The organism is Streptomyces sp. NPDC090106 (assembly GCF_044747265.1).
Lineage (GTDB): Bacteria > Actinomycetota > Actinomycetes > Streptomycetales > Streptomycetaceae > Streptomyces.
Genome location: NZ_JBIVDS010000010.1, coordinates 326,660 through 341,188, shown reverse-complemented (window position 1 = coordinate 341,188; position 14,529 = coordinate 326,660). Strand labels below are relative to the sequence as shown.

At 71.2% G+C, this 14,529-nt stretch carries 17 protein-coding genes; 11 read left to right on the top strand and 6 right to left on the bottom strand.

What is annotated here, in order from left to right; all coding sequences use genetic code 11:
* Positions 1-200: 200 nt before the first annotated feature.
* Positions 201-584: a nuclear transport factor 2 family protein gene (locus tag ACIPSE_RS31240; protein ID WP_401669033.1), complete on the top strand. Its 384-nt coding sequence runs from the start codon at positions 201-203 to the stop codon at positions 582-584.
* Positions 585-674: 90 nt separating this feature from the next.
* Complete coding sequence (locus ACIPSE_RS31235) at positions 675-956, top strand: DUF1905 domain-containing protein (RefSeq protein ID WP_401669030.1); 282 nt, start codon at positions 675-677, stop codon at positions 954-956.
* Here the strand turns inward: ACIPSE_RS31235 and mgrA are convergent.
* Positions 946-1,941 (bottom strand): L-glyceraldehyde 3-phosphate reductase, encoded by a 996-nt coding sequence (gene mgrA / locus ACIPSE_RS31230; protein WP_401669028.1) that lies wholly within the window; start codon positions 1,939-1,941, stop codon positions 946-948. The two genes, ACIPSE_RS31235 and mgrA, sit on opposite strands and share 11 nt — an antisense overlap.
* 184 nt (positions 1,942-2,125) lie before the next feature.
* On the opposite strand from mgrA, the gene ACIPSE_RS31225 reads away from it, so the two are divergent.
* Entirely contained in the window at positions 2,126-3,013 is an 888-nt protein-coding gene (locus tag ACIPSE_RS31225) for a LysR substrate-binding domain-containing protein (protein WP_401669025.1), read from the top strand.
* A 28-nt stretch (positions 3,014-3,041) separates the two neighbouring features.
* Positions 3,042-3,557 carry a DinB family protein gene (locus ACIPSE_RS31220; RefSeq protein WP_401669022.1) on the top strand — a complete coding sequence of 172 codons (516 nt, stop codon included), beginning with the start codon at positions 3,042-3,044 and terminating at the stop codon, positions 3,555-3,557.
* Here ACIPSE_RS31220 and ACIPSE_RS31215 read toward each other — a convergent pair.
* Entirely contained in the window at positions 3,539-4,609 is a 1,071-nt protein-coding gene (locus ACIPSE_RS31215; RefSeq protein ID WP_401669020.1) for an adenosine deaminase, read from the bottom strand. The genes ACIPSE_RS31220 and ACIPSE_RS31215 overlap by 19 nt on opposite strands.
* A gap of 50 nt (positions 4,610-4,659) precedes the next feature.
* Positions 4,660-5,052, bottom strand: coding sequence for a VOC family protein (locus ACIPSE_RS31210; protein ID WP_401669017.1), 393 nt, complete (start codon positions 5,050-5,052; stop codon positions 4,660-4,662).
* Between the two features lie 233 nt (positions 5,053-5,285).
* Here ACIPSE_RS31210 and ACIPSE_RS31205 point away from each other — a divergent pair, with 233 nt between their 5' ends.
* Positions 5,286-5,756, top strand: coding sequence for a pyridoxamine 5'-phosphate oxidase family protein (locus tag ACIPSE_RS31205; RefSeq protein WP_401669015.1), 471 nt, complete (start codon positions 5,286-5,288; stop codon positions 5,754-5,756).
* Between the two features lie 60 nt (positions 5,757-5,816).
* Here the strand turns inward: ACIPSE_RS31205 and ACIPSE_RS31200 are convergent, their stop codons facing one another.
* The 3 genes from ACIPSE_RS31200 to ACIPSE_RS31190 form a co-directional block, all read right to left on the bottom strand.
* Positions 5,817-6,257 (bottom strand): pyridoxamine 5'-phosphate oxidase family protein, encoded by a 441-nt coding sequence (locus ACIPSE_RS31200; protein ID WP_401669013.1) that lies wholly within the window; start codon positions 6,255-6,257, stop codon positions 5,817-5,819.
* Between the two features lie 132 nt (positions 6,258-6,389).
* Positions 6,390-7,712 carry an aldehyde dehydrogenase family protein gene (locus ACIPSE_RS31195; RefSeq protein ID WP_401669010.1) on the bottom strand — a complete coding sequence of 441 codons (1,323 nt, stop codon included), beginning with the start codon at positions 7,710-7,712 and terminating at the stop codon, positions 6,390-6,392.
* A 143-nt stretch (positions 7,713-7,855) separates the two neighbouring features.
* Positions 7,856-8,296 (bottom strand): MarR family winged helix-turn-helix transcriptional regulator, encoded by a 441-nt coding sequence (locus tag ACIPSE_RS31190; protein ID WP_401669007.1) that lies wholly within the window; start codon positions 8,294-8,296, stop codon positions 7,856-7,858.
* Between the two features lie 126 nt (positions 8,297-8,422).
* On the opposite strand from ACIPSE_RS31190, the gene ACIPSE_RS31185 reads away from it, so the two are divergent.
* The 6 genes from ACIPSE_RS31185 (at position 8,423) to urtE (ending at position 14,513) form a co-directional block, all read left to right on the top strand.
* Positions 8,423-9,535, top strand: a complete 1,113-nt coding sequence (locus tag ACIPSE_RS31185; RefSeq protein WP_401669005.1) for a substrate-binding domain-containing protein — start codon at positions 8,423-8,425, stop codon at positions 9,533-9,535.
* Positions 9,536-9,740: 205 nt separating this feature from the next.
* The gene (gene urtA, locus ACIPSE_RS31180) at positions 9,741-11,009 is read left to right on the top strand and encodes an urea ABC transporter substrate-binding protein (protein WP_401669002.1); all 1,269 of its coding nucleotides are present in this window, start codon (positions 9,741-9,743) and stop codon (positions 11,007-11,009) included.
* A 63-nt stretch (positions 11,010-11,072) separates the two neighbouring features.
* Positions 11,073-11,969, top strand: a complete 897-nt coding sequence (urtB, locus tag ACIPSE_RS31175) for an urea ABC transporter permease subunit UrtB (RefSeq protein ID WP_401668999.1) — start codon at positions 11,073-11,075, stop codon at positions 11,967-11,969.
* On the top strand, positions 11,966-13,069 hold the full coding sequence (gene urtC, locus ACIPSE_RS31170; RefSeq protein ID WP_401668996.1) for an urea ABC transporter permease subunit UrtC: 1,104 nt from the start codon (positions 11,966-11,968) through the stop codon (positions 13,067-13,069). Before urtB ends, urtC begins: the two co-directional genes overlap by 4 nt.
* The gene (gene urtD, locus ACIPSE_RS31165; protein ID WP_401668994.1) at positions 13,066-13,821 is read left to right on the top strand and encodes an urea ABC transporter ATP-binding protein UrtD; all 756 of its coding nucleotides are present in this window, start codon (positions 13,066-13,068) and stop codon (positions 13,819-13,821) included. The genes urtC and urtD overlap by 4 nt, the downstream gene beginning before the upstream one ends.
* Positions 13,821-14,513, top strand: a complete 693-nt coding sequence (gene urtE / locus ACIPSE_RS31160; protein WP_401668991.1) for an urea ABC transporter ATP-binding subunit UrtE — start codon at positions 13,821-13,823, stop codon at positions 14,511-14,513. Before urtD ends, urtE begins: the two co-directional genes overlap by 1 nt.
* The last annotated feature ends 16 nt before the right edge of the window (positions 14,514-14,529 follow it).

Sequence of the window (14,529 nt, the reverse complement as noted above, 5' to 3'; positions counted from 1 at the left end):
GAAACACTGTCACCACGACTTTTTGGCCACTCTCTTGGCATATTCGGGGCGGGAGTTGGCCGAATCCCTGCGCCTGCCGTCATTACCCGAGGGGTAATCGACGGCGCCCTGCGGGACGGGCAGGGTTGCGGTACCGGGTCGCCGCGAGCGGGGATCCGGACCCCACCGGCAAGAACGACCTCGTTGGAGGCTGATTCCCCATGTCCGCACGGACCGACCGCCACTCCGCCGCCGTCGCACGTTACTTCGAGGCCTGGAACGCCGTCGACCCCGAGTCGCTCACGAAGGCGGTCGCCGCCGCGTGGGCGGCGGACGGCACCTACACCGACCCGCTGGCCGAGGTCAGGGGGCACGAGGGCATCGCCGCGCTGATCACCGGGGCGCACGAGCGGTTCCCCGGTTTCGCCTTCCGTCCCACCGGGGACGTGGACGGGCACCACGACACCGCGCGGTTCTCCTGGGAGCTGGTGAGCGAGGCCGACGGTTCCGCGCCGGTGGCGGGCTCCGATGTGATCGTCCTGGACGCGGACGGCCGTATCCGTTCGGTGCTCGGCTTCCTGGACCGGGTGCCCGCGGGCGCCTGAGCACGGGCGGGGCGCGCGGGCGCTCGCGATGAGTTCTCGGCCTCGCGGTGGTCTCTTGGAGGAGAGCACCGCGAGGGAGAGGCGCACGCCATGACCGTGAAACTGGACCGTCGGTTCACCGCAGAGCTGGTCAGGAGCCCGAACGAGGGCGGCTGGACCTATCTGGTCTGGCCGGAGTCCGCCGCGTTCTTCGGCACGCGCGGGCTCGTGAAGGTGAGCGGCACGATCGACGGACATCCGTTCCGGAGTTCCTTCATGGCCCTGGGCGACGGCCGGCACAAGCTGCCGGTGAAGGCCGAGGTCCGCAGGGCCATCGGGAAGGAGGCGGGCGACACGGTCACCGTCCACCTCCTGGAACGCGTTACCGCTTGATCACGGCGTCGATCCGGGCCAGCTCGTCGTCGTCGAAGTCGAGGTTGGCGATGGTGCCGACGCTGTCCTCGATCTGCTGCGGGCTGCTCGCGCCGACGAGCGCGGAGGTGACCCGGCCGCCGCGCAGCACCCAGGCCAGGGCGAGCTGGGCGAGGGTCTGGCCGCGGGACTTCGCGATGTCGTTCAGCTCGCGGAGCTGGGCGACCAGGTCCTCGGTGAGCGCGTCGGAGTTCAGGAACGGGCTGTCGCTCGCGGCCCGCGAGTCCTCCGGGATGCCGTCGAGGTAGCGGCCGGTGAGCAGGCCCTGCTCCAGCGGGGAGAAGACGATCGAGCCGACCTGGAGCTCGTCCAGGGCGTCCAGCACGCCCTCGGTCTCGGGGCGCCGGTCCAGCATCGAGTAGCGCGGCTGGTGGATCAGCAGCGGGGTGCCCAGCTCACCGAGGATGCGGGCGGCCTCGCGGGTCTGCTCGGCGGAGTAGTTGGAGACGCCGACGTAGAGCGCCTTGCCCTGCTGCACGGCGGAGTGCAGGGCGCCCATCGTCTCCTCCAGCGGAGTGTCCGGGTCGGGGCGGTGCGAGTAGAAGACGTCCACGTAGTCCAGGCCCATGCGGGTCAGGCTCTGGTCGAGGGAGGACAGCAGGTACTTGCGGGAGCCCCACTCGCCGTACGGGCCGGGCCACATCAGGTAGCCGGCCTTGGTGGAGATCACCAGCTCGTCGCGGTACGGCGCGAGGTCGCCCTTGAGGGCCTCACCGAAGGCGAGCTCGGCGGAGCCGGGGGGCGGGCCGTAGTTGTTGGCGAGGTCGAAGTGGGTGACCCCGAGGTCGAAGGCGCGGCGCAGGATGGCCCGCTGGGTCTCGACGGTGCGGTCCGCCGGGCCGAAGTTGTGCCACAGGCCGAGCGAGATCGCGGGAAGCTTCAGGCCGCTGCGTCCGGTGCGCCGGTAGGGCATCTCCGCGTAGCGGTCGGGGTGTGCGGTGTACAACGCGACTCCAGAGGGGTTGGCACGGTTTCCCGAAGGGCTCCCGGGATTCCCGGACGTTCCCGGGGTTCCCGGGAAACGGGGGTTCCAGAGAACCTGGGTCCACTCTGTCGTGACCTGGGGGCATCGGTCCAACAGAAGAATCCGATGGAATTCAGCGCGTCGGCTTCTGAGTAAGCTTCCGGGCATGGAACTGCGCCATCTCCAGCACTTCGTCGCGGTCGCCGAGGACCAGCACTTCACCCGGGCCGCCGAACGCCTCCTGGTCTCCCAGTCGGGCCTGTCGGCGTCCATCAGGGCGCTGGAGCGCGAGCTGCAGACGCCGCTGTTCGTGCGGACGACCAGGCGGGTGACGCTCACCCCGGCGGGCCGGGCGCTGCTGACCGAGGCCGAGCGGATCCTCGCCCAGGTGCGCACCGCCCACGAGGCCGTGGCCGCGGTGCAGGGGGTGCTGCGCGGGATGCTCGCCCTCGGCTCGGAGCAGTGCATCGCCGGGGTGCATGTGGCGGGGCTGCTCGCGGCGTTCCGGCGCAGCCATCCGGACGTGGAGATCTGTCTGCGCCAGGCGGGCCTGGGCGCCCTCGCCGAGGAGGTCGCGGCCGGGCGCCTGGATCTGGCGTTCGCGGTCCGCGGGGCGCAGGAGGACGTCGAGCAGCTGCGGGTCGTACCGCTGAGCAGCGAGCCGATGACCGTGCTGTGCCACCCCAGCCACCGGCTCGCGCGCACCGGGGCGGCGGTGACACCGGAGGACCTGGGCGGCGAGGTGTTCGTCGACTTCCACCCGGACTGGGGCCCGCGCCGGACCACCGACGCCGCGTTCGCCGCGGCCGGGGTCCGCCGGACGGTGGCCCTCGAGGTCAACGACGTGCACAGTCTGCTCGACCTGGTGGACGAGGACCTGGGGATCGCCGTCGTGCCGCGTCACTTCCGGCACAAACGGGACTCGCTCACCGCGCTGCCGGTGAAGGGCACCGGCGAGACCGTGTACGAGACGGTCGTCCTGCTGCCGCCCTCGCAGGCCACGAGCCCCGCGGCACGGGCGCTGATGGAACTTCTGGAGACGGAGCGGGCGTGAGCGCCGCGGATGCGGGAGGGTGGACGTCATGCATGCAAAGGACATCCTCATCGACGGGTTCTCCCGCATCCGGGAAGAGGTCCACGCCGCCGTCGAGGGTCTGACCCCCGACGCCCTCAACCACCGTCCCGCCCCCGACGCCAACTCGGTGACCTGGCTGGTCTGGCACCTCACCCGTGTCCAGGACGACCATGTCGCCGACGCCTTCGGGCTCGACCAGGTGTGGCTCACCGAGGGCTGGGAGAAGCGGTTCGGCCTCGGCCTCCCGCCGGGCGACCACGGCTTCGGCCACACCTCGGCGCAGGTCGCCCGGGTGCGGGTCGACGACCCGGAGCTGCTGACCGGCTACCACGACGCCGTCCACGCGCAGAGCCTGGAGGCGCTGCGCGGGCTGACGGCGGCGGACCTGGAGCGGATCGTGGACACCCGCTGGGACCCGCCGGTCACGCTGGGCGTGCGGCTGGTCAGCGTCCTGTCCGACGACCTCCAGCACGTCGGACAGGCCGCCTATCTGCGGGGGCTGGGTCAGAGCGCGGTCTCGTAGCCCGGCAGGACGACGTCCTCGATGAGGGCCTTGCGCTCGTCGAACGGGATGAACGCGCTCTTGAGGGCGTTCACCGTGACCGTGCGCAGGTCCTCGACGGTCCAGCCCGCCTGCTCGACGAGCAGGGACATCTCGCGGGTCATCGTCGTGCCGGACACCAGCCGGTTGTCGGTGTTGAGCGTGACCCGGAACCCGAGGTCCTTCAGTGCGGTGATCGGGTGCTCGGCGATCGAGGTGGCCGCGCCGGTCTGGAGGTTGGAGGTGGGGCACATCTCCAGGGCGATACGGCGGTCCCGCACCCAGCCCGCGAGACGGCCGAGCTTGCCGTCGACGATGTCCTCGGTGATCCGCACGCCGTGCCCGAGGCGCTGGGCGCCGCACGCCTGGACGGCCTGGTGGATGCTGGGCAGGCCGAACGCCTCGCCGGCGTGGATGGTGAACGGCACGTTCTCGGCGCGCAGGTGCTCGAAGGCCCCCAGGTGGCTGACGGCCGGGAAGCCGTCCTCGGCGCCCGCGATGTCGAAGCCGACGACGCCGGCGTCCCGGAAGGCGACGGCCAGGTCGGCCGCCTCGCGCACCCGGTCGAACATCCGCATCCCGCAGAGCAGGGTGCCCACGCGCACGGGGGTCCCCGCGGCGGCGGCCTTCGCCATACCGGAGGCCAGGCCCTCCTGGACGGTCTCCACGACCTCGCCCATGGTGAGCCCGCCCCGCGTGTTCAGCTCGGGGGCGTAGCGCACCTCGCCGTAGACGACGCCGTCGGCGGCCAGGTCCAGGACGTACTCCTCGGCGGTGCGCAGCAGGCCCTCGCGGTTCTGCATCACGGCGAGGGTGTGCTCGAAGGTGGCGATGTAGCGGACCAGGTCACCGGAGTTCGCGGCGTCGTAGTACCAGGCGGCCAGCTCGTCCGGGTCGGTCGTGGGCAGGGTGTGCCCGACCGTCGCGGCCAGCTCGATCACGGTGGCGGGACGCAGGCCGCCGTCGAGGTGGTCGTGCAGGACGGCCTTGGGGAGGCGGCGGATCGCTTCGATGTCTACGCGCGTAGTACTCATGGCAGGCGAGGTCTTTCCTTGGGGCGGGAGGCGAGGGTGGCGGAGCGGGGTCAGACGGCGGGCTGGAGGAGGTCCCAGCGGTTTCCGTACAGGTCCTGGAAGACGGCGACGGAGCCGTAGGGCTCGTGGCGCGGCTCCTCCAGGAAGGTGACCCCCGCGGCGGCCATGCGGGCGTGGTCGCGGGCGAAGTCGTCGGTGTACAGGAAGAACCCGACCCGCCCGCCGGTCTGGTCCCCGACCCGGGCCCGCTGGGCGTCGTCCTTGCCCCGGGCCAGCAGCAGATCGGTACCGGACCGCTCCGCGCCGGGCCGCACGACGACCCACCGCGAGCCGTCCGGCCGGGGCGTGTCCTCGACGAGACGGAAGCCGAGGGCCTCGGTGTAGAAGCGGATCGCCTCGTCGTAGTCGTCGACGACGAGGGTGACCAGGGCGATGCGTCTCATCGGAGGCGGGCCTTTCGGGAACGGGAAGCGGTGAACCGGGAGGGGATGGAGCGGGAGCACAGGAACGGGAGGACGGGAGCGGGAGGACGGGAGCGAGGAAACCGGATCGGGGACGGATTAACGGGAGAGGTTATACGTAAAACGTAGGGATGCGCCAGTCGGCCCGGGAACCGACCGGCCTAGGTCCGACGCCCGATGCGGCGTACGGCCCGCCCCCGCTAGCGTCATGGTTCATGAAGATCGGCGAGCCGCCCCGCAGCCCCCGGCAGCGCAAGCGCGAGCTTCTGGCGCGCCTGGACCGGGAGACGGACGTCTGGGTGGCCACGGCGGACGCCGACGGGGTGCCGTGCCTGGTCCCGCTCTGGTTCCTCTGGGACGGCGAGGCCCTGTGGCTCGCGACCCGGCCGACGACACCCACGGCACGCAATCTGCGCGACGCGGGACGGGCCAGGCTGGCGCTCGGCGACACCCAGGACGTGGTGCTCGTGGACGGTGACGCGGAGCTCTTCGACGCCGACGAGGTGCCGGAGGCGGCGGCCGAGGGGTTCCTGGCCAGAACGGGGTGGGATCCGCGGGCGGACCCCTTGCCGTACGTGTACGTCCGGGTGCGCCCGAGGTCGGTGCAGGCACGGAACGGGGAGCACGAGATGCGGGGGCGGTTTCTGATGCGGGACGGGGCGTGGGTGGAGGGTGCTGAGGGCTGACCCCGGTTCCGGGGCCGCCGCCGGGCGAAGGGCCGGGTCGCGCGTCCCCGTCCCGGCGTCTCAGGAAGCGATCCGCACCCCGTACATCGTCCGACCCGCGACCAGTTCCCTCCCGGTCACCAGCTCGGGTTCGATGCGGACGAACACCTCGCTGGGGGCCGGCACCCAGGACCGGGGGCCGGTGCGGCTGAGGCGGTCGTGTTCGTCCGGGTCGGTGACGACGGCGGCGTGCCCGGTGACGATGACGCTCCAGCCGGACTGTGTGGCGGTGTCGACCGCGTCGGCCTCGAAGGCGACCACGGCGCCGTCGACGGCGTGGGTCAGCCCGGAGTCGGCCGCGGTGCGCAGCAGGACGGCGCCGTCCGGGTCCAGGCCGAAGTTGACCGGGAGGACGGCGGGCAGGGCCTGACGGGTGTACACGATCCGGCCGATCGGGGCGCCCGCGAGCAGACGCAGGCACTCGTCCCGGTCGAGTTCCCTGAAGCCGTCGTTGGAGTACATGCGTCGCCGTCTTTCGCCAGGTGCCGCGGTCAGGCTTCCATCGTCCACGGAACGGGTCCCGGCGAGGAGGGACCACCGGCCCTTGTTCGAAGGCCGGTGGTCACATGTTCCCGCCGCGGAGCGGGGCGGAAGTCAGCCGAGGGGCTTGTCCAGCACCGCCTTGCGGTGGCTGAACGTCTCGATGGACCAGCGGCCGTGGTAGCTGCCCATGCCGCTCTCGCCGACGCCGCCGAAGGGCAGGTCGGACACGGTGAGGTGGGCGAGCGGGAGGCCGTAGCCGAGGGCGCCGGAGGACGTCTCGGCGGCGATGCGCTCGCGGGTCCCACGGTCGTCGCTGAAGACGTACAGGGCGAGCGGCTTGTCACGATCGGTGATGAAGTCGATGGCCTCGTCCAGGCCGGGCACGGTGACGATGGGCAGGATCGGGCCGAAGATCTCCTCGCGCATGACGGGGGACGCGGGGTCGACGTCGGCGAGGACGGTGGGCGCGATGTACTTCGTGGCGCGGTCGGTGGCGCCGCCGACGACGGTGCGTCCCGAGCCGAGGAGGCCGCTGAGCCGGTCGAAGTGGCGTTCGTTGATGATCCGCCCGTAGGCGCCGGACGTCGACGGGTCGGCGCCGAACAGGGCCTCGACGGCCTTGGTGAACTCGGGTTCGAGCGCCGCCGCGGTCTCGGGGTCGGTCAGCACGTAGTCGGGGGCGACACAGGTCTGGCCTGCGTTGAGGAACTTGCCGCGGACCAGCCGGTCGGCGACGACGGACAGGTCGGCGTCACGGCCGACGAACGCCGGCGACTTGCCACCGAGTTCGAGGCTGACCGGGGTGAGGTGCTCGGCGGCGGCGCGCATGACGATCCGGCCGACGACGCCGTTGCCGGTGTAGAAGATGTGGTCGAAGCGCTCGGCCAGCAGGGCGGTGGTCTCCGGGACACCGCCCTCGACGACCGCGACGGCGTCCGTGTCGAGGTACGCGGGCAGCAGCCGGGCGAGGACGGCGGAGGTGGCGGGGGCCAGCTCGCTGGGCTTGACGACGACGGCGTTGCCCGAGGCCAGGGCGCCGACGACGGGGGCGAGCAGCAGCTGGACCGGGTAGTTCCAGGGGGCGATGACGAGGACGACGCCGAGCGGCTCGACCTGCGTCCAGGCGGTGGCGTCGGCGCCGAGGTGCGCGGGGACCGGCGCGGGCTCGGGGCGCAGCCACTCGTCCAGGTGGTCGAGGGTGTGGTCCAGCTCGCGGATCGTGAAGTCGATCTCGGTGCGGTAGGCCTCGGTGGAGCTCTTGCCCAGGTCGGCATGGAGGGCGGCGGCCAGGTCGTCGCCCCGTTCGGTGAGCAGGTCGCGCAGCCGTCGCAGCTGGCCGGTGCGCCAGGCGAGGGGCTTGGTGCGGCCGGTGCGGAAGGTGGCGCGGAGCCGGGCGACGGTGTCGGCGGGCTGCTCGGGGGTGGGCTGGTTCACGGTGCCTCGCTGGTCCGGCGCGGGCTGCGGGGCCCGCGGGCGTACGGTCTCGACCGGTACCGGTCGATCAGGTGTATATAGCAACCATCTCCGGGGCGGCAAAGATTCCGGATGCACCCACATTACTTTCGGTCACTGGGCGGTCACACCTGGGCGGTGGCGTCCAGGGTCTCGGCCAGCCGGTCCAGCAGCGCGCGCAGCAGCTCCTCGTCCCCCTCGGCGAGCCCGGCGGGCCAGCCGTCGCGGACCGCCCGGTCGACGCGGCGCCAGTAGTCCAGGCCGCGCGGGGTGAGGTGGGCGAGGATGCGGCGCCGGTCGAGGGGGTCGACGCGACGGTGGACGAGGTTCTGGTCGACGAGCTGGTCCACCAGCTTGGTCAGCGTGGGCGCCGGGAGGAACGCGGCCTCCGCGAGGGCCGTCATGTGGTGGCCCTGCCCGTCGGAGAGCCGGGCGAGCACCCGCCACGCGTCCAGCGAGCACCCCTCCTCGTCCAGCGCGGCCTGGAGGCGGCGCGCGGTCAGCCGCTCGACCCGGGTCAGAAGGTGCACCAGGTCGCGGGGCCGGCGCGGGGATGAGGTGGGCATCGCGCTCCTAGGTCACGGGGTGCGGAGGTCACGGGGTGTGCGGCCCGAGGGGTGCGTAGGTCACGGGGTGCGTACATCGTAGGAGACAGGCTGGAGTTCACCGGGAGGACCCGAAATCATGACGCCATGTTCCGGCCCGATCCCCTTGCCCACGACTGGTTCACGGCCGACGCCTCCGTGCTCGGTGTGGCCCTGGTCTTCCCGTTGCAGGGTCCGGCCGGGATCTTCGGGCCCACGTGCGAACTGTGCGCCCGGCTGGCCGCCGAGGAGGTGAACCGCGCGGGCGGCGTCCTCGGCCGGGAGCTGCGCCTGGTGCCCGTCGACGGGGGCGCGCCGCCCCGCGAAGTCGCCGACCACGTCGAGACGTTGGTGGACCTGGGCGCGGTGCAGGGCGTCACGGGCTGGCACATCTCCTCGGTGCGGCAGGCGCTGGCGCCGAGGATCGCCCATCGGGTGCCGTACGTCTACACCGCCCTGTACGAGGGTGGCGAGCACACGGCCGGGGTGTTCCTGACGAGCGAGACGCCCCGTGACCAACTGCGTCCCGCGATGGGCCTGCTGGCGCACGAGCGCAAGGTGCGCCGCTGGTTCGTCGTCGGCAACGACTACGTGTGGCCGCGCCGCACGGCCCGGGCGGCGCACGGGTACGCGCGCGAGTCGGGCGGCGTCGTCCAGGGCGAGGTCTATCTCCCGCTGGGCACCCACGACTTCGGGCCGGTGCTGCGCCGCATCGAGCGCGCGGAGGCGGACGGGGTGCTGATGCTGCTGGTGGGCAGCGACGCGGTGCGGTTCAACCGGGCGTTCGCCGAGTACGGCCTGCCCGCGCGCTGTCTGCGGCTGAGCACGCTGATGGACGAGAACATGCTGATGGCGAGCGGCCCTTCGGCCACCGAGGAGCTGTACAGCACCGCCGGCTTCTTCGCCTCGCTCGCCAACCAGGACACCCTCGACTTCCACGGCCAGTACGCCGGACGGTACGGCGTGGAGGCGCCGGCACTCGGCAGTCTCGGCGAATCCTGTTACGAGGGCGTGCTGTTGCTCGCCGCGCTGCTCAAGCGGGCCGGGACGCTGGACGTCTCGGCGATCGGAGCCGCGGCGGGTTCGGTGTCGTACGAGGGCCCGCGCGGGCTGATGCGGCTGCGGGACCGGCACGTCCGGCAGCGGATCTACCTGGCGCGGGCGGACGGGCTGGACTTCGACGTCCTGACCGAGCTCGATCTCCGCGGTCCCCGCCCTTGACAGGCCCTCAGGGCGTCAAGATACTTCCCACAGAAAGTAATTAGAATGCCTCGGGCGAATTGTGATTGCATTTCTGAATGCGCCTCACTTCGCTGTCGGGGCGTTTTTTGTTGCCTCCGGGAAAGTCCTGCGAAACACCGTGGAAACAGCGGGACTTGAGTCTGTGGACCGCACTTCAGCAGGCCGTTCACCCTAGGGGGTTGGTTTGTCCAGCGGTTCCCGCAGTTCCCGTGTTCCCCGCCGTGGTCTCCTCGCCGCAGGCGCCGCCCTGAGCGCGGCCGTACTGCTGTCCGCGTGCGGGGCGAAGACCGACGCGGCCGGCTCCTCCTCCGACAAGGCCGCGAAGATCGACGTCAGCGGCGACACGGTCAAGGTCGGTCTGCTCAACTCGCTGTCGGGCACGATGGCGATCAGCGAGGTGACCGTGCGCGACTCGCTGAAGCTGGCGATCGAGGAAATCAACGCCTCGGGCGGTGTCCTCGGCAAGAAGATCGAGCCGATCAGCGAGGACGGCGCCTCCGACTGGCCGACGTTCGCCGAGAAGGCGCAGAAGCTCATCAAGGAGGACGGGGTCGCGGCCACCTTCGGCTGCTGGACCTCCGCCAGCCGCAAGGCCGTCAAGCCGGTCTTCGAGAAGAACAGGTCGCTGCTGTTCTACCCCGTGCAGTACGAGGGTCTGGAGGAGTCCCCGTACATCTTCTACACGGGCGCGACGACCAACCAGCAGATCGTCCCCGGGCTCGACTACCTGAAGTCGAAGGGGCTGAAGAAGCTCTACCTGGTCGGCAGCGACTACGTGTTCCCGCGGACCGCCAACAAGGAGATCAAGGCGTACGCGAAGGCCAACGGCATGACGATCCTCGGTGAGGACTACGCGCCGCTGGGCTCCACGGAGTTCTCCACCATCGCCAACAAGGTGAAGGCGTCGAAGGCGGACGCCGTCTTCAACACCCTCAACGGCGACTCCAACGTGGCCTTCTTCAAGGAGTACAAGTCGGCCGGGCTGACCGCGAAGAGCATGCCGGTGGTCTCGGTGTCGATCGCCGAGGAGGAGGTCAAGTCGATCGGCACGCAGTACCTGGCGGGCCAGTTGACGGCGTGGAACTACTACCAGACCACCGAGGGCGCGGCGAACGCGAAGTTCGTGAAGGCGTACCAGGCCAAGTACGGCCAGGACAAGCCGACCAGTGACCCGATGGAAGCCGCCTACACCTCGGTCTACCTGTGGAAGGCGATGGTGGAGAAGGCGAAGTCCTTCGACCCGGAGAAGGTGAAGGCCGCCTCCGACGGCATCACGTTCGAGGCCCCCGAGGGCAAGGTCACCGTCGACGGCGCCTCGCAGCACGTCTACAAGACCGCCCGCATCGGCGAGATCGGCACCGACGGCCAGATCAAGGAGGTCTGGAACTCCGGCAGCCCCATCAAGCCGGACCCGTTCCTCAAGGGCTACTCCTGGGCCTCCGGCCTGTCCTGACCGACCGTCACACGAGGGCCCCGCGCGCCGGGGCCCTCGTCCCACGTCCCCCGGAGCCGCCGTATGACCGTGATCCTCGGTCAGACCTTCACCGGCATCAGCATCGGTGCCGTCCTGCTGCTCATCGCGCTCGGCCTCTCGCTCACCTTCGGCCAGATGAACGTCATCAACATGGCGCACGGTGAGTTCATCATGGCGGGCGCCTACACGACCTATGTCCTGCAGAAGTCCATTTCCAGCGCGGGAATCTCGCTTCTCGTCGCGCTGCCCGTCGCATTTCTCGTGTCGGGCGCTCTCGGCGCACTGCTGGAATGGCTGCTGATACGCCGTCTGTATCTGCGGCCCCTCGACACGCTTCTGGTCACCTGGGGTGTCTCGCTGATGCTCCAGCAGCTCGCCCGTGACATCTTCGGCGCCCCCAACGTGCAGACACGTGCCCCGGACGTGCTCACCGGGAACATCACGCTCATCGGCGGCGACGACCCGCTCACCGTCGCCAACAGCCGGCTGTTCATCCTGGGGCTGGCGGTCGCCGCGGTCGTCGCCCTGTCGCTGACCCTGCGGCTGACGCCGCTGGGCCGCCGGATCCGGGCCGTGGTGCAGAACCGGGACCTCGCCGAGGTGTCCGGCATCTCCACGTCGACCGTGGACCGCACGGCGTTCTTCATCGGGTCCGGGCTCGCGGGCGTCGCCGGGGTGGCGCTCACCCTGGTCGGGCCGATCGGGCCGACGATGGGCACCAACGTCATCATCGACGCGTTCCTGGTCATCGTGGTCGGCGGGATCGGCCAGTTGAAGGGCACGGTCATCGTCGCCTTCGTGCTGGGCGTGCTCCAGTCGGTCCTGGAGTACTCCACGACCGTCAGCGTCGCCAAGGTGCTGGTGCTCGTCGCGATCGTCGCGTTCCTCCAGTGGCGGCCCCAGGGCCTGTACACGCTGCGCACGAGGAGTCTCGTATGAACCTGCTCAACGGCCGCTCGGCCAGGGCCTGGGCGGGCTTCGCCGCGGCGGCCGTCGCCCTGTTCGCCGTCGCCCCGCTCGCCCTGTCCGACTTCCGCCTCGGGCTGCTCGCCAAGTACCTGTGCACCGCCATGGTCGCCGTCGGCATCTGCCTGGCCTGGGGCCGCGGCGGTCTCCTCACGCTCGGCCAGGGCGTGTTCTTCGGCCTCGGCGGCTACGCCATGGCGATGCACCTGAAGATCACCGACGCGGGCCCCGGCAACCTGCCCGACTTCATGCAGCTCTACGGCACCGCCACCGAACTCCCCTGGTGGTGGCGGCCGTTCGGGAACCCGCTGTTCGCGCTCGCGGCGACCGTCCTGCTCCCGATGGCCGTCGCCGCGCTGCTCGGACTGTTCATCTTCCGCCGCCGGGTCAAGGGCGCCTACTTCGCGATCCTCAGCCAGGCCCTCGCCGCCGCGCTGGCGATCTGGCTGATCGGCCAGCAGGCCACGACCGGCGGCACCAACGGACTCACCGACATCCAGGGCTTCTTCGGCTACGACCTCGACGACCCCGTCAACCAGCGGATGGTGTACTTCGTCATCGCCGCGGCCCTGCTGCTCCTGACCGCCCTCGCCCGCCAGCTCATCCAGAGCCGCTACGGCGAACTCCTCGTCGCCGTACGGGACTCGGAGGAGCGGGTGCGCTTCCTCGGCTACGACCCGGCCAACGTCAAGCTCGTCGCGTACGTCGTCGCCGCGGGCATGGCCGGTCTCGCGGGCGCCCTGTTCGTCCCGGCGGTCGGGATCATCTCGCCCGCGCTGATCGGGATCGTCCCGTCGATCGAGTTCGTGATCGGCGCGGCGGTGGGCGGCCGGGCGAGCCTGGCCGGGGCGGTGCTGGGCGCGCTCGCGGTCGCCTGGGCGAAGACGGCGCTGTCGGAGGAGTTCCCGGCGGCCTGGACGTACTTCCAGGGGCTGCTGTTCATCGTGGCGCTGGCGTTCCTGCCGGGCGGGCTGGTCTCGCTGGCGGCGATCGTGCGGCGCCGCAGGGCCGGGGCGGCCAAGGCGTCGGCCAGGGTTCCCGTAAGCGACACAGCGGTGGGAGAGGCGGCATGAGCGAGCTGGAGATCCGCGGACTGCGCGTGTCCTTCGACGGGTTCACCGCCGTCGACGGGGTGGACCTCGACGTCTCCCCCGGCGACCTGCGCTTCCTGATCGGGCCGAACGGCGCGGGCAAGACGACCCTCGTCGACGCCGTCACCGGACTGGTGAAGGCCCAGGGGTCGGTGCGGTTCGGCGGCGAGGAACTGCTGGGCCGGGCGGTGCACCGGATCGCGCGCTCCGGGATCGGGCGCACGTTCCAGACGGCCACCGTCTTCGAGGAGCTGACGGTCCTGCAGAACCTGGACATCGCGGCGGGCTCGGGCCGCGGCGCCTGGACCATGCTGCGGCGCCGCAAGGACGTGCCCGAACCGGTGGCCCGCGCCCTGGAGACCGTCGGGCTCGCCCACCTCGCCGACTCCCCCGCCGGGACCCTCGCGCACGGCCAGAAGCAGTGGCTGGAGATCGGCATGCTGCTCGTGCAGGACGTACGGCTGCTGCTGCTCGACGAGCCCGTGGCCGGGATGAGCCATGACGAACGGCAGGCGACCGGCGAGCTGCTGGAGCGGATCAGCGAGGAGCGCACGGTCGTCGTCATCGAGCACGACATGGACTTCATGCGGTCCTTCGCGCGCAGCGTCAGCGTCCTGCACGCGGGCAAGGTGCTCAGCGAGGGCACGGTCGCTCAGGTGCAGGCGGACCCCGAGGTGCAGAAGGTGTACCTCGGGCACGTCGAGGACGACACCCTGGAGGTGCAGGAAGCGTGATGCTCCAGATCGACGACGTCCGCGTCGGCTACCACCGCAGCACCGTCCTGCACGGCGTCTCGGTGGAGGTCCCGAAGGACGGTGTGACCGCGGTCCTCGGGCACAACGGCGCCGGGAAGAGCACGCTGCTGCGCGCCGCCGTGGGCCTGCTCACCCCGGCCGCCGGGACGATCCGGCTCGACGGGGAGGACATCACCCGGCGCAGGCCGCACGAGCGGGTCGCGCGCGGGATGGCGTACGTCCCGCAGGGCCAGCAGTCCTTCCCGCACCTGACCACGGCCGAGAACCTCCAGCTCGTCGCGGACGGCCGCAGGCGCGGCCGGCAGGCGGTGGCGGAGGCGCTGGACCTCTTCCCCGCGCTCAGGGAACTGTCCGCCCGGCGTGCCGGTCTCCTCTCCGGCGGGCAGCGGCAGCAACTGGCCATCGCCCGCGCCCTGGTGACCGAGCCCCGGCTCCTGCTGCTCGACGAGCCGACCGAGGGCATCCAGCCGTCGGTGGTCGCCGAGATCGAGGAGACGATCCTCGCGCTGGCCGCCCGGGGCGGCCTGTCCGTGCTGCTGGTCGAGCAGCACGTCGGCTTCGCGATGCGGGCCGCCCAGCGCTACTACGTCCTGGAGGCGGGCCGCGTGACCTCCTCCGGAGAGGGCGGCAAGGAGGCGGAGGGCGCGGTGCGCGAGGCGCTCAGCGTGTGAGGCGCCGGCGCGGGTG

Excerpts from the sequence above, each read along its gene's own strand:
- ACIPSE_RS31240 (WP_401669033.1), top strand. The coding sequence starts at position 201 with ATGTCCGCACGGACCGACCGCCACTCCGCCGCCGTCGCACGTTACTTC.
- ACIPSE_RS31235 (WP_401669030.1), top strand. The coding sequence starts at position 675 with ATGACCGTGAAACTGGACCGTCGGTTCACCGCAGAGCTGGTCAGGAGC.
- ACIPSE_RS31225 (WP_401669025.1), top strand. The coding sequence starts at position 2,126 with ATGGAACTGCGCCATCTCCAGCACTTCGTCGCGGTCGCCGAGGACCAG.
- ACIPSE_RS31220 (WP_401669022.1), top strand. The coding sequence starts at position 3,042 with ATGCATGCAAAGGACATCCTCATCGACGGGTTCTCCCGCATCCGGGAA.
- ACIPSE_RS31215 (WP_401669020.1), bottom strand. The coding sequence starts at position 4,609 with ATGAGTACTACGCGCGTAGACATCGAAGCGATCCGCCGCCTCCCCAAG.
- ACIPSE_RS31210 (WP_401669017.1), bottom strand. The coding sequence starts at position 5,052 with ATGAGACGCATCGCCCTGGTCACCCTCGTCGTCGACGACTACGACGAG.
- ACIPSE_RS31205 (WP_401669015.1), top strand. The coding sequence starts at position 5,286 with ATGAAGATCGGCGAGCCGCCCCGCAGCCCCCGGCAGCGCAAGCGCGAG.
- ACIPSE_RS31200 (WP_401669013.1), bottom strand. The coding sequence starts at position 6,257 with ATGTACTCCAACGACGGCTTCAGGGAACTCGACCGGGACGAGTGCCTG.
- ACIPSE_RS31190 (WP_401669007.1), bottom strand. The coding sequence starts at position 8,296 with ATGCCCACCTCATCCCCGCGCCGGCCCCGCGACCTGGTGCACCTTCTG.
- ACIPSE_RS31185 (WP_401669005.1), top strand. The coding sequence starts at position 8,423 with ATGTTCCGGCCCGATCCCCTTGCCCACGACTGGTTCACGGCCGACGCC.
- urtB (WP_401668999.1), top strand. The coding sequence starts at position 11,073 with ATGACCGTGATCCTCGGTCAGACCTTCACCGGCATCAGCATCGGTGCC.
- urtC (WP_401668996.1), top strand. The coding sequence starts at position 11,966 with ATGAACCTGCTCAACGGCCGCTCGGCCAGGGCCTGGGCGGGCTTCGCC.
- urtD (WP_401668994.1), top strand. The coding sequence starts at position 13,066 with ATGAGCGAGCTGGAGATCCGCGGACTGCGCGTGTCCTTCGACGGGTTC.
- urtE (WP_401668991.1), top strand. The coding sequence starts at position 13,821 with ATGCTCCAGATCGACGACGTCCGCGTCGGCTACCACCGCAGCACCGTC.